The following is a 19,200-nucleotide window of genomic DNA, read 5'->3' on the forward strand; positions in this document are numbered from 1 at the left end:
TCCGCCGATCAACTGGCACGTAATACAGGAGCCCCAGAGATGTACCGACGCTCCGCCGCGGCTGCTGTTCTGCTGGCCGCAGCTCTGACCCTGACCGCCTGCAGCTCGGGCGGCGACGGCAAGGCCGACGCCGAGGCGGCGAAGCCGAAGCCGCCGGCCGCGTCGGCGGTCCCGGACCCGGCGGACGCCTCGGCGGCGCCGGTCTCTCCCGACGCGAAGCCGACCGGGCCGGTCCTGCCGGACACGAAGCTCACCCCGAAGACGGGCAGCTTCAAGCCCAACGAGAAGCAGTACCTGAGCGGTCGGGTCCCGGAGAAGATGGACCCGGCGGCGGTCCTCCAGACCGGCCAGGAGTCCTGCCAGCGGGTGGAGCGCACCGCGAAGCGCGACAAGGACGCGGCGACCGGGGCCATCGTGGCCGGGGAGATCCCGGGGGCGAAGGACGCGATCACGTACCTGTGCCCGGAGCAGAAGCCGATCCTGGACGCGGCGTCCAAGGGCTTCGCCGACGGCACCCGCCAGTCGCCCGCGGCGGGCACGTACCGGGCGCTGACCCAGGCCACGACGTGCACCTGGGAGGCGAAGGGCAAGGACGGCGCGGTCCTGGCCTCGGGTCCGGAATCCACCCCGAAGCCCGGCGACAAGATCACCGCCGCGATCCCCGCAGGCACGGCGACCTTCACCTCGACGGGCTGCTACGCCTGGATCCCGGCGTAACCTCCCCGCCGCGTACGCGAACGCCGCCCCCAGCCCGAACTCCGGGCCGGGGGCGGCGTTTTCGCATCCGCTTCCCGGGTAGCCGCGCGGTCAGACGACCACGACTGTGGAGGCGAATCACATGGGAGGCATCGGCGGCTGCATCGCGCTGATCGTGGTGGGGGCCATCCTCACCTTCGCGACGGACTGGAAGATGGAGAGCGTCAACCTCGACGTCGTCGGACTGATCATGATGGCGGCAGGCGCCATCGGGCTCGCCGTCTACGCGAGCGTATTCAAGCGCCGACGCGCGGCGGCCCTACCGGTGGTGGACGAGACCCACCGCGAGCTGTAGACCGCCGTCAGCGCAGAGCGGCCTCGTAGACCGCGAGCAGGGTGTCCAGGACCGCGTCCATCGAGAAGGACTCCGCGGCTAGTTCGCGGGCCGCCGCCCCGGCCTGCGCGTTCTCGTCAGGGTCCAGGAGGGCCAGGACGGCCTCCGCCACGCCCGAGGGGCCCGGGGTGACCGCTCGGCCCGCGCCCGCGGAGGCGATGTCGCGGGCCAGGCCGTTCGAGTGCGTGACCACCGACGGGACGCCCACCGACAGGGCTTCCAGGACCGACATCGGGAACGGCTCGTCCACCGACGGCAGGACGTAGACGTGGGCCCGGCGCAGCTCCGCCAGGACCTCGGCGGTGGACAGTGCCCCCGGGACCGTGAAGCGGGACGTGAGCCCCAGCTCCGCGATCCGGGCCCGCACCGCCGCCAGCTCGCCCTCGTCCGGGCCGGCCACCACGAACTCCGCGTCCGGGTGCGCCGCCAGGACCGCCGGGGCCGCGTCCACGAAGTCCACCGGGCGCTTACGGGCCTGCAGTCGCGCCGAGTACAGGATGCGCGGGGGACCGGCCGGGGCCGGCCGCTCCTCCTGCGCGGGCGTGCCGTTCACCAGCCGTACGGCCCCCGCGAGCGCGCCGCCCACCACCGCGTCGAGGCCCTCCCGTTCGTGCGGGGTCAGGTACAGCACCGCGTCCGCGCCGCGCAGCAGCCGCCGTACGGCCACCGCGTCCAGCACCTTGGCCAGCACCTTCTCGCTCGGGTCCACCATCCCGTGGGTCTGCAGCACCAGCGGCTTGCCGGCCCGCAGCGCCGCGAGGGCCACCGGCAGGGTCACCAGGTCCCGCGCCAGGTGGACATGGACCACGTCCGCGTCCCGGACCAGCCGGCCAGCCGAGGCCAGCAGGGCCGGCGAGGTCATCCCGCTGAAGCCCAGCGGCAGGATGCGGTGGGCCGGGAACAGCTTCGCCGGCACCCCCTCCACCGAGGTCGGCCACGGATCGGGGAAGCCCTCGCCGAGGGCCAGCAGCCCGGCCTCGTGTCCGTGCGCCCGCAGCCCCTTGGCCAGGTTCAGCGCGACCCGGACCGGCCCGCCGAACGCGTGCGAGGGGGAGTGGAGCGTGACGGCGTGCAGGACTCTCACTTGGGCTCCTCGGCCTTGGGCTCCTCGGCCTTGGGCTCCTCGACCGGGCGGCGCTGCCCGTCCATCGTCTGCAGGGTCAGTGCAGGAAGGTTTCTGTGGACCACCGATCCGGCGCCCGCCACCGCGCAGCGGCCCACCGTGACCCCGGCCAGCACGGTCGCCCGTACGGCCACCCACGCGCCGTCCTCGACCACGATCGGCGCGTTGCGGTAGCGGAAGTCGGCGGCCCGGTGGTCGTGCGAGCCGGTGCAGAGCATGGCCTCCTGCGAGATGCAGACGTTCGCCCCGATGGTCACCGGCTCCAGGTTCAACAGCCAGGCGCCCTCGCCGATCCACGTGTGATCGCCGACGGTGAGCTTCCACGGCCACAGCACCCGTACCCTGTGCCGGATCAGCACGCCCTCGCCGATCCGCGCGCCGAACGCGCGCAGCAGCGCCACCCGCAGCCGGGCCGGGCAGAACCACGCCATGAACAGCGTGTTCATCACCGCGAACCAGAGCGCCTGCGTCAGCAGCCCGCGCCCCTTGTCGTATCCGGCCAGCGTGAAGGCAGGAAGATCACGCAACTGTCGCCCCTCATCGTGCGCTGCGGGCTCGTCGCGCTCCGCAGGCGTGCCTCCCCGGGCGCCGCCCGCTCAGACTAGACTGCGCGCGGACCAGGCACATGGGGTGGGGGCAGCAGTGGCAACGGACATACGCAAGCCCTCGGTGACCCCGCCGGTTCCGTCCGCCCCGGAGCCGCAGGACGTGCACCGGTGGGGCCGGGTCACCACCCCGCGCACCCTGCTCTCCCGCGCCCTGTCCGTCCCGCTCATCCTCGGCTTCACCGTCTTCCTGCCGCTGATCGTCGCCGTCCAGTCCGGCGACGGCCAGCGCGACGCCGCCTTCTGGCTCCAGCTCCTGCTCACGATGTACGCGGGAGCCCGGCTCTCCGCGATGGTCCTGACCAGCCGCCGCAAGCTGCTCCAGGGATCCTTCTGGCTCTTCGTCTACATGGCGATGGGCGTGGCCCCGCTCGCGCAGGCGGTCCTGGGCCGGGTCCCGACCCCCGTGGTCGGCCCCCGCTCCGACCTCACCGTCGCGATCGGCCTGGTCCTGCTCGGCTGCACGGCGTTCGACGTCGGCGTCCTGCTCGCCCGCCACCGGCCGACCGGGCGGGCCGGCGGCTCCCAGAAGGAGCCGCGGCCGGTCATGGCCCACCGGCGCCGCCTCCAACTGCTGACCGGGATCGCCTTCCTGTGCAGCGCCGCGTTCATCATGAAGCTCGGCGGCCCGGCGGTGTTCTTCTCCAGCCGCCAGGAGATCATCGCGGGCATCGAGGAGGCGGGCGTCTCCAACGGCGACGGCCAGGCCGGCCAGGCGCTGCTGCGCGGCTTCGGCACGGTCCCGGCGCTGCTCGCCCTGCTGCTGTACACGCGCTGGCTGATCACGTCGACGTACGCCCGCCGCAAGGTGTCGATCATCGTCACCTGGGGGGCGCTGGCCCTGCTCAACGTGGTGGTCAACAACCCGATCTCGAACCCGCGGTACTGGTTCCTCACGGTCATGTTCGCGATGCTGTTCACCGTCTTCCCGGTGAGCGCCGCGATGTACCGGGTGGCGCTGTCCATGGCGGTGGTGATCGCCCTGCTCGTGTTCCCGTTCGCGGACCGCTTCCGGTACGACGAGAAGAACTACAAGCCGGTCGAGACGACGTCGTTCCTGGAGCCGATGGCGCTCAAGGACTACGACCAGATCGGCATGTTCGCGAACACCATCACGTACTCGAACTCCGGGCCCGGGCACCTGTACGGGAGCCAGCTCGCGGGATCCGTCTTCTTCGCGGTGCCGCGCTCGGTCTGGCCGGGCAAGCCGAAGGACACGGGCGTGATGGTCGGCGAGTGGATGGGGACGGTCAACACCAACCTTTCGTCCCCGATCTGGGCCGAGCTGTGGCTGGACTTCGGCCCGCTGGGCATGGGCGCCGGGCTCCTGGGCATGGGGTACGCGGCGGCCCGGGTGGACCGCCGCTACGCGAAGCGCGCCACGCGGCGCTCGCCTCCGGGCAGCCTGATCTCGGTGGTGGTCCCGCTGGTTGCGGGCTACTCGTTCATCCTCCTGCGGGGCCCCCTGCTCCAGGCCTCCGGCCGGGTGGCGATCGCAGCCCTCTGCCTGGCACTGGTCGCGACGTACCGCCAGGACAAGACCACGATCTTGCGCTAGGCCGTGTCTTTCGGGTCAGGCCGCCGTCGTCACCGGCGGCTCCGGCGCGCGGGCCGGGACGCGGGAGACGCGCAGCCAGGCCGCCGTGGCCTTCAGGGCCGAGCCAGCCGCCAGGCCCCATGCGGCGCCGGCCACGCCGGCCACCGCGTAGCCGCCCAGCAGCAGCGCCACCGACAGCAGCGAGAACACCACCTGCAAGGACAGCGTCGCCTTCGGGTTCAGCACCCGCAGGGTCAGCAGGGCGCACGTGCCCAGGCCCATCACCGCGTACTGGGCTCCCGTGGCGGGTAGCAGGGCGGACGCCGCCGCCCACGTGTCGCCCAACAGCTCCCGGCCCAGGCCTTCGGGCAGCGCGTACAGGGCCGCGCCCCAGCCGGCGCCCAGCGCCGCCAGCACACCGCCCATCGCCGCCGTCAGCCGGACCACGCCCCGCTTGCCCGACGCCCGCCCGACCACCGGCGGGCCGAACGCGTTCGCCGAGTTGAACAGCACGTTCAGCGGCCCGAACAACGTCGTCGCACCCCGCAGCGCGCCCACCGCCAGCGGGGTCGCGAACAGGCCGAGCCCCAGCACCGCCAGCTGGCTGGAGCCGTTGCCCACCGCGAACTCGACCACGAACCGCTGCCCCAGGTGCCCCCGCCGCAGGTACGGCCGCAGATCGGCCACCGAGCCCCGGACGTACGGACGCAGGAGCCAGAGCCCCAGAGCGAGCGCCGGAAGCGCCGAGGCCCCCCACACCAGCACCAGCCGCCCCGCCGAAGCCCCTTCGGGCTGGAGCAGCAGCGCCGCGACGACGCACACCAGCCGCAGCGCGTCCGCGGCCAACGCCCGCTCGGGGGTGCGCAGCGCGGAGAAGCAGTACCGCAGCCCGTCCTGGACGAGCACCAGCGGCAGTACGAGGCCCAGCGCGAGGAACGCCCAGCCGCCGGCCCCGGGCACGGCGAGGCCTACGACGGCCAGCGCCGCGCCCGCCGCCGCCGAGGCGGCCCCGGTGAACGCGAGGCCCGAGCGGCACACCGCGCCCAGCCGGTCCGCGTCCTTCTCCAGCACCACCGTCTGGCCCACGTACGCCATGTTCAGCCCGAGGAGCACGCTGAACGTCACGTACACCATCGAGAAGTCGGCGAAGCCGGACGCCGAGGACAGCCGGGCGGCCAGCACCAGCACCAGGATGTTGGTGGCGCTGGACGCGGCCTGGTCCAGGACCGAGGAGACGGCGGCGAGGCCGCGCCGGCTCATCTGCGGCCCATGCGCACCGTGCGCAGGGCCACCGTGTCCGTGCCGTCGCCCGGGATGTGCTGCTCCGGTTCGGCCTGCCGGCGCGCCTGCTGGCCCTGGCCCTGTTGCCCCTGGTTCGGCTCCCGCGTGAGCGGCTGCGCCTGCGGCGCGGACGGCCGGGAAGCCTGCGCCGGGGCGGCGGACGCGCCCTTCGCCTTGCCGCCGCGGCCGCCCCGGCCGCGCTTCTCGCCCGGCAGCGGAGCGTGCAGCACCGCGCCGAGCACCGTGCCGCCGGCGCCGCTGATCAGCTCGCGGATCCGGGACAGGTCGGTGCGGTGGACGGCGCGCGGGTCGCAGACGACCAGGACGCCGTCGACGCGGTCGACGAGCGCGAGGGCGTCGGCGTACGAGAGCACGGGCGGCGCGAGCACGACGACCGTGGAGTTGGGGGAGTCGGCCTCGGAGATCAGGCGGGTGGCGCGCGGGGAGGTCAGCGCGCGGGCCACGTTGCGCACCGGCTCGCCCGGGATCAGGTCGAAGGCGCCCGACTCCCCGGCGTCGACGACGAGCTGGCGCCCGTCGGGCCACTCGGTGTCGCCGTGGGCCGCGGCCGCGCCGCCCGGCGCCTGGCTCCAGCGCGGCCGGCCGACGCCGGTCGGCAGCTGGCTGGCCAGTACCGGCGTGCGCAGGTCGGCCTCGATGAGCAGGACGTCCTTGCCGGTCTCCGCGAAGGAGGCGGCCAGGTTCACCGCGGCCGCGGCGGCGGTCTCGCTGCTGCCGCGCGGGGCGACGACCAGCAGCCGGCGCCGGTCGGCGAAGCGGGAGTCGTACGCGAGCCGGAAGGCCACCGAGCGGAACTCCTCGGCGAGCCGGGGGTCCTCCTCGCCGGCCGCGAGCAGCGGCCCGCCGCCGGTCTTGGACCGCGGCAGGTAGCCGAGTACGGGCGCGCGCAGGGCCCGCGCGACATCGCCCTCGGAGCGCGGCGCGGGGTCGAACACGAGCCGGACCCACGCGGCGAGCAGGCCCAGGGCGAGGCCCACGGCCGCGCCGAGCGCCAGCGACATCAGGAGGCCGGGGCCGTCGGTGTCGGACGGCGGGGTCGCGGGGCTGGTGACCCGGCCCGGGCTCATGTCCAGGGCCTGGAGCTTGGCGATGTTGCCGTTGAGGGTGTTGACCTTGCTCTGCAGGTCGGTCTTCGAGGCGTACGCGGCGTCGCGGCCCGTGCCGGCCGGCATGGTGTTGATCTGCTTGACGAGCTCGTCCAGGTTCTTGGCGACCGGGTCGCGCTGGTCCTGGTAGCCCTTGACCATCTTGTCGCGCGTGACGTCGAGGGACTCCTGCCGCTTGAGCAGGTACGCCTCGGTCATCGCGTTGGCGCGGGTGGCCGCCTCCTTGGCGGAGGACGCGGTGTACGTGAAGCGCAGCACCATCGTCTGCGGCGGGTTGGTCACCTGCAGGCCGCTGCGCAGGCCGGCGAAGTCCTTCGAGGTCACGCCGAGCTTCTTCGCGGCCTCGTTGGCTATGGAGGAGCTGAGCGCGACCTGCCGCTCCGATCCGATGTTGATCGCCTTGTCGGGCGCGAGGCTCGGGTTGAACGGGTCGTCGGTGGGCGCGCGCAGCACGATGTCGGCGGTGGCGACATAGGTGTCGGACGTGGATATGCCGAGGTAGACGCCGCCCAGCAGGCCGATGCCGACGCCCGCCCCGAGGAGGCGGCGGTAGCGCAGGAGCTGCTTGAACTGGTCCCTGAGGAGGTCCGGTTCGTCCTCCGCCGGGACCGACGCAGGGCGGTTCGTCTCGATCACGGCTGCGGACCCCCAAGTGCTTCGTCTATCAGTGCGTCGATACGGGCCAGGCCCGCGTCACGGCTCAGGTGGGCCGCCACGTGCCGGGGCCCGGCCGCCCCGAGCGCATCCGCGCCCTCGGGGTCCTCGGCGAGGGCCCGTACGGCCTTCAGCAGGGCGTGGGGGTCCTCCGGTGGTACGAGCACCCCTGCGCCCGAGCGTTCCACTTCCTGGGCCGTGCCGCCCTGCGCCGCAACGGACGCGATGACGGGTCGGCCGGCCTGGAAGTAGGAGGTCAGTTTGGACGGCACGCTCATGTCGAGCACGGCCGCGTGCTGCGTCACGGCGAGAACGTCCGCCGCCGCGAGGATATCCGGGAACTCTCCGTCGGCGGCAGGGGGGATGATGTCCAGATTCGGCACGTCTGCCGCGAGGTCGGCCAGGGCCGAGCGCTGACTGCCGTCGCCCATCAGGACGAAACGGACACCCGGATCCAGGCGGGCGGCGCCCACGAGGACTTCGAGGCCCTGCTTGAGGCCCATGTTCCCGGAGTGCAGGACGACCGGCTCGCCGGGGGCCCAGCCGAGGTGGCGCCGGGTCTGGCCGCGCGGCCGGGTGGGCTGCGGGACGTGGGACCAGTTGGGCACGAGGCGGATCTTCTTCGGGTCCACGCCCATGCCGACGACCCGGTCCACGAAGGTCTCGTGGATGACGCCGACCAGGGTGGCCCGCTTCAGGGCGTACGCCTCCGCGCGCCCGGCGATCGCGGCCGCCTTGTCGCCGCCGCTGATTCCGCTCTGCGCGGCCGCCGCGCCCATCAGGTCCTGGACGACCGGGATGAACGGGACCTTCCAGCGGGCGGCGAGCCGGGCCGCGAGGATCCCGCCGGCCAGGCTGGGCATCTGGGCCATGACCGCGTCCGGGCGCTGCATCCGGGGCGGGGCCACGGAGCCGTGTAGCAGAATCGATCCTTCAAAAAGGGCCCGCTTGACGGCGGTCTGACGGGGCGGCACGGTGTGTGCACGCCGGTGCACTGTGACCCCCGCGCGCCGTTCCGTGCGCCGGAGCGCCCCCTTGTACTCCGGCTCCAACGACCACGACGGGTAGTGCGGCATGCCGGCGAGCACATGGGTGTCGTGGCCGAGATCCGCCCAGTGCTCCGCGATCTGGGTGGCGTACGGCCCAATCCCCGCGTGCTCGGGAGCGTAGTTGGTGGAAACCAGCAGCAGGCGCCGGTGACCGGATCTCGACACTGAACGTCCCCTTCTCCCCAGGATGATGCGCACGTCACCCTATTCGTTCACCGACAGCGTGCGGAACGTGCACGCTATTGTCTGCTAATCCACCACACCGGGGGGTGTGGTCGCTGGGGGGTAACTCATGACGGAGCGCGACATGTCCGACCTTGGCGCACCTGCGCACAGACCGTACCGAGTCGGGTACGCGCCGGGTGCGTACGATCTGTTCCATATCGGGCATCTCAATATCCTTCGGCACGCCCGGAGTCAGTGCGACTACCTGGTCGCCGGGGTGGTCTCCGACGAGATGGCGGAACTGGCCAAGGGGCGCCGCCCGATGATCCCGCTCGTGGAGCGGCTGGAAATCGTCCGTAGCGTCCGGTACGTGGACGCGGCGTTCGTCGAAACGGTCCCGGACAAGGTGGAGACCTGGAAGCAGGTCCGCTTCGACGTGATCTTCAAGGGCGACGACTGGAGGGCCACTCCCAAGGGCGACAAGCTGGAGAAGGACTTCGCCGCCGTCGGCGTCGACGTCGTCTACTTCCCCTACACGGTGCACACTTCCAGCACCCAGCTGCGCCGGGCCCTGGACGCGCTGTCCGAGCCGCTCAGCGCGGAACGGCGCTGAGCTCCCGGAACCACTTCGCGAGGAACGCCGCCAGGAACAGCACCGCGACCGCGCCGAGCCCCGCGTACGCCCAGCGGAACAGACCCCCGCCCCCGAGCACCAGGAACACCAGGCAGAACACGCCGTAGTCCACGGGCAGCAGCGCCACCGCACGCACGGTCGAGGGCGCTGCGGCGGGGCTCCCCGGCGCCGGCTTCGGCTTGAGCTTCTCGGTCAGCAGCCCGCCGAAGAAGGTGACGACCGAGGCGAACTGGAAGCCCAGCGGCACCAGCAGCCAGCCGGCGGCGCCCGTCCCGTACGCCTCGGGGAAGCGGTAGAACGCGATCAGTACGCAGCTGTGCAGGGCGGTCAGCTTGGCGCAGTCCACGACGTGGTCCAGCCACTCGCCCGAGGCGCTGCCGCCCCCGCGCAGCCGGGCCAGCTGCCCGTCGGCCGAGTCGAAGGCGAAGCCGACGGCGAGCGCGGCCCACACGGCGACGCCCAGTCCCCACGAGGGCGCGGCGAGCGCCACGGCGGCCGCGGCGGCGAAGCTGAAGGCGGCGCTGACCAGCGTCACCTGGTTCGGGGTCAGCCCGAGCGCATGCGACACGGCGGCCAGATACCGCCCTGCGGGCCGGTTGACGAACCGCGAGTAGAGCGACACCCCCTTCGCCGACTTCTGCGCCCCGCGCAGCTCCCGCAGCGCGGTCCCCACTGTCGCCATGCGTACCCCTGATTCCTGCCGATGTGGCACACGCGTACGGGTGCACGTGTGTACGAGGCCACATCATCGCAGGACGGGGGAGGGCCCCCGCCCCGCTTCGGCCGCGCGCCCTACCCGGCCGTGCATCCACCTCAGCCGACCACCCGCAGCAGCAGCACCGACCGGGCCGGCACCGTCAGCGTCTCCCCGCCCCGGTGCCGGGTGCCGGGAGGCGCGGCCTGGTCCTCCCGCGCGGTGTCCAGCACCAGCTCGTAGACCGCCGCCCACGGTGCGCCCGGCAGCACCCACGCCACCGGCCGGTCCCCGGCGTGCAGCAGGGCCAGGAAGCTGTCGTCGCTGACCTGCCGCCCCCGCTCGTCGCGGCCCGGGATGTCCCGCCCCGACAGGTACATGCCGAGCGCGGCGGCCGGGGCGTACCAGTCCCGCTCGGTCATCTCCGTGCCCGACGGGGTGAACCAGGCCAGGTCCCGCAGCCCGTCCGCGCCCTGCGGCCGCCCCGAGAAGAACGCCCGCCGGCGCAGCACCGGATGCTCCTGGCGCAGCGCCACCAGCCGCGCGGCCAGCGCGAACAGCTCCTGCCAGGCCGGATCCTCCAGCAGCGACCAGTCCACCCAGCCCGTCTCGTTGTCCTGGCAGTACGCGTTGTTGTTGCCGCCCTGCGTCCGCCCGAACTCGTCCCCGGCCACCAGCATCGGCACCCCGGTCGACAGCAGCAGCGTGGTCAGCAGGTTGCGCAGCTGCCGCCGCCGCAGCACCCCGATCCGGGCATCGTCCGTCTCACCTTCGACCCCGCAGTTCCACGAGCGGTTGTCGTTGGTCCCGTCGCGGCCCGCCTCCCCGTTCGCCTCGTTGTGCTTGCGCTCGTACGACACCAGGTCGCGCAGGGTGAAGCCGTCGTGCGCCGTCACGAAGTTCACCGAGGCGTACGGCCGCCGCCCGCCCCACGCGTACAGGTCGCTGGAGCCCGACAGCCGGTACCCGAGGTCCCGTACGTCCGGCAGCGCGCCCCGCCAGAAGTCCCGGACGGCATCGCGGTACCGGTCGTTCCACTCCGTCCACAGCGGCGGGAACGCCCCCACCTGGTAGCCGCCCGAGCCCACGTCCCAGGGCTCGGCGATCAGCTTGACCCGACGCAGCACCGGGTCCTGGGCGATCACCGCGAGGAACGGCGACAGCATGTCCACGTCGTGCATCGAGCGGGCCAGCGCCGCCGCCAGATCGAAGCGGAACCCGTCCACCCCCATCTCCGTCACCCAGTAGCGCAGCGAGTCCGTGATGAGCCGCAGCACGTGCGGGCGCCCCGCGTGCAGGGTGTTCCCGCAGCCCGTGTAGTCGGCGTACCGGCGTTGGTCGGACTGGAGCCGGTAGTAGCCCCGGTTGTCGATCCCGCGCAGCGACAGCGTCGGGCCCAGCTCGCCGGCCTCCGCCGTGTGGTTGTAGACCACGTCGAGGATGACCTCGATCCCGGCCGCGTGCAGGGCCCGCACCATCCGCTTGAACTCGCCGACCTGCTGCCCGGCCGTGCCGGACGAGGAGTAGCCGGCGTGCGGGGCGAAGTAGCCGATCGAGTTGTAGCCCCAGTAGTTGCGCAGGCCCCGGCGCAGCAGGTGGTCCTCGTGCGCGAACTGGTGCACCGGCAGCAGTTCGACCGCCGTCACGCCCAGCTTCACCAGGTGCTCCACCGCCGCGGGATGGGCCAGGCCCGCGTACGTGCCGCGCAGCTCCTCGGGAACACCCGGATGGCGCATCGTGAACCCGCGCACGTGCAGCTCGTAGATCACCGAATCGGCCCACGGGGTCTTCGGCCGGACGTCGTCGGCCCAGTCGTCGTCATCGTGGACGACGACCCCCTTGGGGACGTACGGCGCCGAGTCGCGGTCGTCGCGCACGGTGTCCGCGATGTACTGCTGCGGCCAGTCGCGGACGTGCCCGTACACCTCCGGCGGCAGCACGAAGTCCCCGTCGACGGCCCGGGCGTACGGGTCCAGCAGCAGCTTGGCCGGATTGAACCGGGCCCCCGTCCAGGGGTCCCAGCGGCCGTGCACCCGGAACCCGTACCGCTGCCCGGGGCGCACCCCGGGCAGGAAGCCGTGCCAGATCTCGTGCGTCAGCTCGGTCAGCGCACACCGGGTCTCGGCGCCCTCCGCGTCGAAGAGGCACACCTCCACCGCCTCCGCGCCCTGCGCCCACAATGCGAAATTGGTGCCCGCCGTCCCGTCCGGGCCACTGTGGAACCGCGCCCCCAGCGGGTGCGAGGACCCCGGCCACACCGGGGGTCCCGAGCGAGTGACGGCCCGTAAGGCCGACTCGCGACCCTGGATCACCGGCCCGCTCCACCGGCCGTTGACGTGCGGGGCGGGCGGCGCGGCCCCGCCGCTGCGCACCGCTTCCACCGCCTCCCTCGTCCCGACCGGCTCCACTGGGGCCACTGAGGTCACTGACTCCATGGCGGCGGCATCCACCGCCTCTTGCTCGGCTGCGCTCGACACTGCCCGCCTCCACGGCTCCTGGGTACCGGCGGGGGAAGGCAGTGCGGCCCCGGCGTCCCTGCCCGGGCCCGCCCCCGTCTGGTCCTTCCCACTGTTCTGCCCGGAGAGATCTGCCCGGAACGTGGCCCGCGCTCACGTTTCCCCCGGAGGGGCCCCGTCGTTGGAGGGACCGTGACACTTCTGACGAGGCGGGCAGGGGCGGGCTTGGCCGCCGTGGCGGCATGGGCGGGCCTGCTGGGCGGCCTGGCCGGATGCACCGCGAGCGGCGGTTCCCCCGTCGAGATCCAGCTTCCCGGCAAGCCCCGGTCGCCCGACGAGGCCATCCGGATCACCCCCGACGACAACGCCAAGGGGGTCCCGGCCGAGGGTCCGCTGACCGTCAGAGTGCCCGAGGGCCGCCTCGAACGGGTCGTGGTGACCAAGGTCGAGGACGCCCAGGAGGAGCGCGTGCCCGGCTCCATCGCCCCCGACGGCCTCAGCTGGAGCCCCGACGCCGAGGGCGGCCGGCTCGCGCTCGCCGCCAAGTACACCGTGGACGCGGTCGCCCTCGACGGCCACAACCGGCGCCAGGCCCGGCACACCACCTTCACCACCTACGTCCCCGAGGAGCGGTTCATCGGCTACTTCAAGCCCGAGAACCGCTCCACCGTCGGCACCGGCATGATCGTCTCCTTCAACTTCAACCGGTCGATCGCGAACCGCTCCGACGTCGAGCGGGCCATCACCATCACCTCCAAGCCCCCGGTGCAGGTCGTCGGCCACTGGTTCGGCAAGGAGCGCCTCGACTTCCGGCCCAGGCAGTACTGGAAGCCCGGCACCGAGGTCACCATCACCATGAAACTGCGGGACGTGCAGGGCGCGCCCGGCTCGTACGGCATCCAGGACAAGTCCGTCACCTTCACGGTCGGCCGCTCCCAGGTCTCCCTCGTGGACGCGGAGGCGCACACGATGGAGGTCCGCCGCGACGGGAAGCTGGTCCAAACCCTCCCGATCAGTGCCGGAGCGCCCAAGAACACCACCTACAACGGCAAGATGGTGGTGCTGGAGATGTTCGACGTGACCCGGATGAACGGCCAGACCGTCGGGTTCGGCGGCGAGTACGACATCCCCGACGTCCCGCACGCCATGCGGCTGACCACCTCCGGGACCTTCCTGCACGGGAACTACTGGGCCAGCCCCGACACCTTCGGCTCCACCAACACCAGCCACGGCTGCGTGGGGCTGCGCGACGACAAGGGCGGCGGCTCGGACACCCCGGCCGGCTGGTTCTTCGACCGGACCCTGGTCGGGGACGTGGTGGAGGTCGTGAACTCCCAGGACAAGACGGTCTCCCCGAACAACGGACTGGGCGGCTGGAACATGTCCTGGGCGGACTGGGTCGCGGGCTCCGCCATCACCTGACGGGCGTTCCCTCCTCTTGGGACGGAACGGTGACAAGACCGTTTCTCTTCGTGATCCCCCCGTGTGATTTCCTGTCGACATGCGCGCGACTGTCCGCGCGCGGGGGACATGGGGAGAAGAAGAGTGAACCTGCAGCCGATACGCGGCCGCGCCCGCCGCACCGGCCTGCCGGCCCTCCTGCTCGGAGCGGCACTGCTGCTCACCAGCGCGTGCAGCGGCGGCGGCAACACGGGTGGGGGAGGCGGCGACAACGGCGCCGGCGGAGGCGGCAAGAACGGCACCGAGGCGTCCAAGGCCGTCGTCAGCGTCAAGCCGGACGACGGGGCCAAGGAGGTCGCCACCAGCGGCATCCTGAAGATAACCAGCACCGGCGGCAAGCTCACCACGGTGACCGTCGCCGACACCAAGGGCAACGCCGTCGACGGCAAGCTCGCCGAGGACGGCGCGAGCTGGGAGCCCGCCCGCAACCTGGCCGCCGCCACCGAGTACAAGGTGCACGCCGTCGCCAAGGACGAGTCCGGCCGCGAGTCCGCCAAGGACACCACGTTCACCACTCTCACCCCGACCAACACCTTCGTCGGCCACTACACGCCCGAGGACGGCGAGACCGTCGGCGTGGGCATGCCGGTGTCGTTCAACTTCACCCGCGGCATCACCAACACCGAGGCCGTCGAGAAGGCCATCACGGTGACGGCCGAGCCGTCGGTCCCGGTCGAGGGCCACTGGTTCGGCAACGACCGCCTCGACTTCCGCCCCGAGAAGTACTGGGCAGCGGGCACCAAGGTCACCGTGAAGATGGCCCTCGACGGCGTCGAAGGCCGCCCCGGCGTCTACGGCAAGCAGACCCGTACGGTCACCTTCACCATCGGCCGCTCGCAGGTCTCCACGGTTGACGCGAGCGAGCACACGATGCAGGTCGTCCGCGACGGCCAGGTGTTCAAGGACCTCCCGATCACCGCGGGCGCCCCGTCGACGACCACGTACAACGGTCAGATGGTCATCAGCGAGAAGTACAAGGTGACCCGGATGAACGGCGCGACCGTCGGCTTCGGCGGCGAGTACGACATCTCGGACGTCCCGCACGCCATGCGCCTGTCGCAGTCGGGCACCTTCGTCCACGGCAACTACTGGGCCTCCTCGGGCACGTTCGGCTCCGAGAACGTCAGCCACGGCTGCGTGGGCCTCAAGGACGTCCGCGGCGCCGGTGACGGCAACCAGCCCGCCGCCTGGTTCTTCAACGAGTCGCTGATCGGCGACGTCGTCATCGTGAAGAACTCCAAGGACAAGCAGATCGCCCCGGACAACGGCCTCAACGGCTGGAACATGGACTGGGCGGAGTGGATCAAGTAGTCCTCCCCCGTACGTAGTCGAGTGGCCCGGCGCTGTGACCCACAGCACCGGGCCACTCGCGTTAGCCACCGCTAACCTTCCGCGTATGACCCTCTCTCTCGAAGTCTCCGAAGGCGTCGGCACCCTCCGCCTGGACCGGCCGCCCATGAACGCCCTGGACATCGCCACCCAGGACCGGCTGCGCGAGCTCGCGGTGGAGGCCACCGACCGGGCCGACGTACGCGCGGTGATCATCTACGGCGGCGAGAAGGTGTTCGCGGCCGGCGCGGACATCAAGGAGATGCAGACGATGGACCACGCGGCGATGGTCGCCCGGTCCCGCGCGCTCCAGGACGCGTTCACCGCCGTGGCCCGGATCCCCAAGCCGGTCGTGGCCGCCGTCACCGGCTACGCCCTCGGCGGCGGTTGCGAGCTCGCGCTGTGCGCCGACTACCGGATCGCCGCCGACAACGCGAAGCTCGGCCAGCCCGAGATCCTGCTGGGCCTGATCCCGGGGGCCGGCGGCACCCAGCGGCTGTCCCGGCTGATCGGTCCGTCCAAGGCCAAGGACCTGATCTTCACCGGCCGCATGGTCAAGGCCGAGGAGGCGCTCTCCCTCGGTCTCGTGGACCGGGTCGTGCCCGCCGCCGAGGTGTACGAGCAGGCGCACGCCTGGGCCGCCAAGCTGGCCCAGGGCCCGGCGATCGCGCTGCGCGCCGCCAAGGAGTGCGTGGACGCGGGCCTGGAGGCGGACATCGACACCGGCCTGACCATCGAACGCAACTGGTTCGCGGGCCTGTTCGCCACCGAGGACCGCGAGCGCGGCATGCGCAGCTTCGTCGAGGAGGGCCCGGGCAAGGCGAAGTTCGTCTAGCCGGAAGGCCGTTGGTCCTCCCTAGGGGTGGATTAGCCAGGCCTTAAGGGAGCCTTAAGGCACAGTGGAGATCCACTGCCGGTGATCTTCCGGGAACGGTGGGTCACCGCAGATCAGGGTGGTCCCACGACTCTCCGGTTGCCCTGCGCATATGACGGAACGCCCCCTTGGAATCGACGATTCCGGGGGGTGTTTTCCTAAGGAACGGCCCGGGCGGGCACATCGGCCGTCCATGATGGGTTCATGGCGGGCCTGGAGGGTGTGGAACAGCCGCGGCAGCGCAACAGCGCTTCCGTCGTACGGCTGACGGCGGCTCTTGAGGATGAACAGGGTCTCAAGGCGCTGGAGTTGTACGGGAACCCGGCTGAGGCGGAAGTGATCCTGCCGTCCATGCCGGAGTCGGCGAGCACGGCCCGCCGGCTCACCCAGTACGTGGTGATCCGTTTCTGGGGATTCTCCCCGCAGGTGTCCGAGCACACCGTCCTGCTGGTCTCCGAGCTCGTCGGCAACGCGGTGCGGCATACCGGCGCCCGGTCGTTCGGCTTACGGATGCACCGGCGGCGCGGCTGGATCCGGGTCGAGGTGCGCGACCCCTCGCGCGGGCTGCCCTGCCTGATGCCGGTGCACGAGCTGGACACCACAGGGCGGGGGCTCTTCCTCGTCGACAAGCTCTCCGACCGCTGGGGCGCCGACCTGCTGCCGCGAGGCAAGATCACCTGGTTCGAGATGCGGGTGGCCGACCGCTGACCGCTCCCGTGCGGACATCGCCCCCCGGGAATGCCCGAAGCCCCCGGTCGCCGTGGTGGGGCGTCGTGGGGGCTTCATGGATGCGCCGAGGATCGAAGGGGGTGTGATCCTCGGCGTGGCGACTTCGCTCGGGTCAATGGGGAAGCCGTGATTCCGACTATGGCAGACGGGCGACCAAACGCCAAAAGTCCCAACCTGGACATAAGTGTGCAAATAGCAAGAGTTTCGGGTTAAATCCTAGGTGAGGTGGGCCACCCGCCTCGCAATCGATGAATAACTATCCACCGATCCGTGTGATTCATTGATCTAATACCGGACACTCCCTCGTCCGGGTGCACTCCGGCGAAGATCCCGAAATGGGTCAATCGTTATCTTCCACGCCATCCGCCCCTTAAATGGGCAGGTGCTCTGCTACCCGGACCGCCGATCCGCCCTCCGCGCCGGAGCCGCGGCCGCCGTCGGCGCCCTCACCGCCGCCTGCGGCACGGACGCCCGTACGCCCGCGGGCCCGCCCGCCGAGGCGCCCTCGGCGAAACCCGCCCCCGTCCGGGCCGCCGCCGCCCCGCGCCGGTTCCCCGGCCAGCCCGACGAGATCGCGCACGGTCCGCGCGACCGCCCCCTGGTCGCCCTCACCTTCCACGGCAACGGGGACCCCGCCATCGCCCGGGCCGTACTGGCCGAGGCCGAGAGAGCGGGCGCGCGGGTCACCGTACTGGCGATCGGCAGCTGGCTCGACGCCCACCCGGACATGGCCCGCCGGGTCCTGGACGGCGGCCACGAGCTCGGCAACCACACCCAGCGCCACCTCGCGATCAACGACATGCCCGAGGCGGAGGCCCACGCCGAGATCACCGGCTGCGCCCAGCGGCTGAAGCGGCTCACCGGCTCCATCGGCACCTGGTTCCGGCCCTCCCAGACCCAGTACGCCACCCCGCTCGTCAAGGAGCTGGCCCGGCGGGCGGGCTACCCGCACGTCCTCTCGTACGACGTGGACTCCCTCGACTTCACCTCGCCCGGCGCCGCGGCCGTCATCCGCACCGTCACCGGGACGATCCACGGCGGATCGGTGGTGAGCCTGCACTTCGGCTACGCGGACACGGTCGACGCGATGCCGCCCCTCCTCGAAGAACTCGCGCGCCGCAAGCTGCGCGCGGTGACCACCACGGAGCTGCTGACCTCATGAAGACCACCCGCCTTCCCCGGAAGGCCGCCGTGCTGCTGGCCGGTCTGGTCCTCGCCGCCCTGGCCGGCTGCGGAGCGGCCGACAAGGAGCCCGCCGAGGTGCTCGGCTCCGCGGCCCCGGCCCGTCAGCCCGTCAAGGCCGTCCCGGCCGTACCGCCCGGCCTGGCCGGCATGCCGCCGCTCCTCGACCCGAAGGACGTGTACGCGGCCGACCGGCCGAACAACCTCTCGCCGGTGGTCAGGGACTTCCCGTCGCGCGTCTACGTGCCGAACACCACCTCCAACACGGTGTCCGTCATCGACCCGAAGACGTACAAGGTCATCGACACCATTCCGGTCGGGATCCAGCCCCAGCACGTCGTCCCGTCCTGGGACATGAAGACCCTGTGGGTCAACAACAACCGCGGCCACACGCTCACCCCGATCAACCCGGCCACCGGCGAGGCGGGCGAGCCGGTCGAGGTGCACGACCCGTACAACCTGTACTTCACGCCGAACGGCAAGTACGCGGTCGTGATGGCGTCCATGGACCGCGAGCTGGTCTTCCGCGATCCGCACACGATGAACCGGGTGAAGACGGTCCCGGTGACCTGCTTCGGGGTCAACCACGCGGACTTCTCCGCCGACGGCCGGTACTTCATCGTGAGCTGCGAGTTCTCCGGCGAGCTCCTCAAGGTGGACACCGAGAAGATGGAGGTCGTCGGCCAGCAGAAGCTGCCGTTCGAGGGCGCGATGCCGCAGGACGTGAAGGTCTCCCCGGACGGGAAGACCTTCTACGTCGCGGACATGATGGCGGACGGCATGTGGGTGCTCAGCGGGGACAAGTTCGACATCCCCAAGCTGCTGCCCACCGGGAAGGGCACGCACGGCCTCTACGTGAGCCGCGACTCCAGGGAGATGTACATCTCCAACCGGGGCGAGGGCAGCATCTCCGTCTTCGACTTCAAGCAGAACAAGCTCACGAAGAAGTGGGAGCTGCCGGAAGGCGGCAGCCCGGACATGGGCGGCGTCTCCGCCGACGGCAAGGTGCTGTGGCTGTCGGGACGCTACAACTCCGAGGTCTACGCGATCGACACGGCGACCGGTCAGCAGCTCGCCAGGATCCGGGTGGGCGGCGGCCCGCACGGCCTGGCCGTCTACCCGCAGCCGGGCCGCTACTCGCTCGGCCACACGGGGATCTTCCGCTAGACACGGCCCCCGGACAGGGCCGGGGATGACTGCCGCTACCCTT

Annotated in this window: 17 protein-coding genes; 10 read left to right on the forward strand and 7 right to left on the reverse strand. The window is 71.8% G+C overall.

Going from position 1 to position 19,200, the window contains the following annotated elements:
- Positions 1 to 39: 39 nt before the first annotated feature.
- Both OG509_RS26185 and OG509_RS26190 read left to right on the forward strand, forming a co-directional pair.
- Positions 40 to 717 (forward strand): hypothetical protein, encoded by a 678-nt coding sequence (locus tag OG509_RS26185; RefSeq protein ID WP_406184959.1) that lies wholly within the window; start codon positions 40 to 42, stop codon positions 715 to 717.
- Between the two features lie 121 nt (positions 718 to 838).
- A complete protein-coding gene (locus OG509_RS26190) occupies positions 839 to 1,051 on the forward strand; it encodes a DUF6458 family protein (RefSeq protein ID WP_030857282.1) in 213 nt (70 codons plus the stop codon).
- Between the two features lie 7 nt (positions 1,052 to 1,058).
- Here OG509_RS26190 and OG509_RS26195 read toward each other — a convergent pair whose 3' ends face one another.
- Both OG509_RS26195 and OG509_RS26200 read right to left on the reverse strand, forming a co-directional pair.
- Complete coding sequence (locus OG509_RS26195; RefSeq protein WP_406184960.1) at positions 1,059 to 2,174, reverse strand: glycosyltransferase; 1,116 nt, start codon at positions 2,172 to 2,174, stop codon at positions 1,059 to 1,061.
- Entirely contained in the window at positions 2,171 to 2,740 is a 570-nt protein-coding gene (locus OG509_RS26200) for a WcaF family extracellular polysaccharide biosynthesis acetyltransferase (RefSeq protein WP_398906228.1), read from the reverse strand. Before OG509_RS26200 ends, OG509_RS26195 begins: the two co-directional genes overlap by 4 nt.
- Positions 2,741 to 2,855: 115 nt before the next feature.
- Between OG509_RS26200 and OG509_RS26205 the strand changes: the two genes are divergently transcribed.
- Positions 2,856 to 4,376 carry a hypothetical protein gene (locus OG509_RS26205; RefSeq protein WP_406184962.1) on the forward strand — a complete coding sequence of 507 codons (1,521 nt, stop codon included), beginning with the start codon at positions 2,856 to 2,858 and terminating at the stop codon, positions 4,374 to 4,376.
- A 15-nt stretch (positions 4,377 to 4,391) separates the two neighbouring features.
- Here the strand turns inward: OG509_RS26205 and OG509_RS26210 are convergent, their stop codons facing one another.
- From OG509_RS26210 to OG509_RS26220, 3 genes are read right to left on the reverse strand one after another with little or no spacing between them, the layout of a single operon-like run.
- Complete coding sequence (locus OG509_RS26210; protein ID WP_406184964.1) at positions 4,392 to 5,615, reverse strand: hypothetical protein; 1,224 nt, start codon at positions 5,613 to 5,615, stop codon at positions 4,392 to 4,394.
- Positions 5,612 to 7,399 carry a lipopolysaccharide biosynthesis protein gene (locus OG509_RS26215; RefSeq protein ID WP_406184965.1) on the reverse strand — a complete coding sequence of 596 codons (1,788 nt, stop codon included), beginning with the start codon at positions 7,397 to 7,399 and terminating at the stop codon, positions 5,612 to 5,614. Before OG509_RS26215 ends, OG509_RS26210 begins: the two co-directional genes overlap by 4 nt.
- Complete coding sequence (locus tag OG509_RS26220) at positions 7,396 to 8,601, reverse strand: glycosyltransferase family 4 protein (RefSeq protein WP_406187686.1); 1,206 nt, start codon at positions 8,599 to 8,601, stop codon at positions 7,396 to 7,398. Before OG509_RS26220 ends, OG509_RS26215 begins: the two co-directional genes overlap by 4 nt.
- A 172-nt stretch (positions 8,602 to 8,773) precedes the next feature.
- Here OG509_RS26220 and OG509_RS26225 point away from each other — a divergent pair, with 172 nt between their 5' ends.
- Entirely contained in the window at positions 8,774 to 9,244 is a 471-nt protein-coding gene (locus OG509_RS26225) for an adenylyltransferase/cytidyltransferase family protein (protein WP_406184967.1), read from the forward strand.
- Here OG509_RS26225 and OG509_RS26230 read toward each other — a convergent pair.
- Together OG509_RS26230 and glgX are read right to left on the reverse strand one after the other, a co-directional pair.
- Complete coding sequence (locus OG509_RS26230) at positions 9,225 to 9,947, reverse strand: CDP-alcohol phosphatidyltransferase family protein (RefSeq protein ID WP_406184968.1); 723 nt, start codon at positions 9,945 to 9,947, stop codon at positions 9,225 to 9,227. The two genes, OG509_RS26225 and OG509_RS26230, sit on opposite strands and share 20 nt — an antisense overlap.
- 131 nt (positions 9,948 to 10,078) lie before the next feature.
- The gene (gene glgX, locus OG509_RS26235; RefSeq protein ID WP_406184970.1) at positions 10,079 to 12,436 is read right to left on the reverse strand and encodes a glycogen debranching protein GlgX; all 2,358 of its coding nucleotides are present in this window, start codon (positions 12,434 to 12,436) and stop codon (positions 10,079 to 10,081) included.
- Positions 12,437 to 12,616: 180 nt separating this feature from the next.
- Between glgX and OG509_RS26240 the strand changes: the two genes are divergently transcribed.
- From OG509_RS26240 to OG509_RS26265, 6 genes are all read left to right on the forward strand, one after another.
- A complete protein-coding gene (locus tag OG509_RS26240) occupies positions 12,617 to 13,837 on the forward strand; it encodes an Ig-like domain-containing protein (RefSeq protein WP_406187687.1) in 1,221 nt (406 codons plus the stop codon).
- Between the two features lie 108 nt (positions 13,838 to 13,945).
- Positions 13,946 to 15,187: an Ig-like domain-containing protein gene (locus OG509_RS26245; RefSeq protein WP_406184972.1), complete on the forward strand. Its 1,242-nt coding sequence runs from the start codon at positions 13,946 to 13,948 to the stop codon at positions 15,185 to 15,187.
- Between the two features lie 85 nt (positions 15,188 to 15,272).
- A complete protein-coding gene (locus OG509_RS26250; protein ID WP_385588144.1) occupies positions 15,273 to 16,040 on the forward strand; it encodes an enoyl-CoA hydratase/isomerase family protein in 768 nt (255 codons plus the stop codon).
- 243 nt (positions 16,041 to 16,283) lie between these two features.
- The gene (locus OG509_RS26255; protein ID WP_406184974.1) at positions 16,284 to 16,787 is read left to right on the forward strand and encodes an ATP-binding protein; all 504 of its coding nucleotides are present in this window, start codon (positions 16,284 to 16,286) and stop codon (positions 16,785 to 16,787) included.
- 403 nt (positions 16,788 to 17,190) lie between these two features.
- The gene (locus tag OG509_RS26260; protein ID WP_403724278.1) at positions 17,191 to 17,970 is read left to right on the forward strand and encodes a polysaccharide deacetylase family protein; all 780 of its coding nucleotides are present in this window, start codon (positions 17,191 to 17,193) and stop codon (positions 17,968 to 17,970) included.
- Positions 17,967 to 19,157: a YncE family protein gene (locus tag OG509_RS26265; protein ID WP_406184976.1), complete on the forward strand. Its 1,191-nt coding sequence runs from the start codon at positions 17,967 to 17,969 to the stop codon at positions 19,155 to 19,157. The genes OG509_RS26260 and OG509_RS26265 overlap by 4 nt, the downstream gene beginning before the upstream one ends.
- The last annotated feature ends 43 nt before the right edge of the window (positions 19,158 to 19,200 follow it).

The organism is Streptomyces sp. NBC_01006 (assembly GCF_045162725.1).
Classification (GTDB): Bacteria; Actinomycetota; Actinomycetes; order Streptomycetales; family Streptomycetaceae; genus Streptomyces.

Excerpts from the sequence above, each read along its gene's own strand:
- OG509_RS26230 (WP_406184968.1), bottom strand. The coding sequence starts at position 9,947 with ATGGCGACAGTGGGGACCGCGCTGCGGGAGCTGCGCGGGGCGCAGAAG.
- OG509_RS26225 (WP_406184967.1), top strand. The coding sequence starts at position 8,774 with ATGTCCGACCTTGGCGCACCTGCGCACAGACCGTACCGAGTCGGGTAC.
- OG509_RS26245 (WP_406184972.1), top strand. The coding sequence starts at position 13,946 with ATGGGGAGAAGAAGAGTGAACCTGCAGCCGATACGCGGCCGCGCCCGC.
- OG509_RS26185 (WP_406184959.1), top strand. The coding sequence starts at position 40 with ATGTACCGACGCTCCGCCGCGGCTGCTGTTCTGCTGGCCGCAGCTCTG.
- OG509_RS26190 (WP_030857282.1), top strand. The coding sequence starts at position 839 with ATGGGAGGCATCGGCGGCTGCATCGCGCTGATCGTGGTGGGGGCCATC.
- OG509_RS26255 (WP_406184974.1), top strand. The coding sequence starts at position 16,284 with ATGGCGGGCCTGGAGGGTGTGGAACAGCCGCGGCAGCGCAACAGCGCT.
- OG509_RS26250 (WP_385588144.1), top strand. The coding sequence starts at position 15,273 with ATGACCCTCTCTCTCGAAGTCTCCGAAGGCGTCGGCACCCTCCGCCTG.
- OG509_RS26265 (WP_406184976.1), top strand. The coding sequence starts at position 17,967 with ATGAAGACCACCCGCCTTCCCCGGAAGGCCGCCGTGCTGCTGGCCGGT.
- OG509_RS26210 (WP_406184964.1), bottom strand. The coding sequence starts at position 5,615 with ATGAGCCGGCGCGGCCTCGCCGCCGTCTCCTCGGTCCTGGACCAGGCC.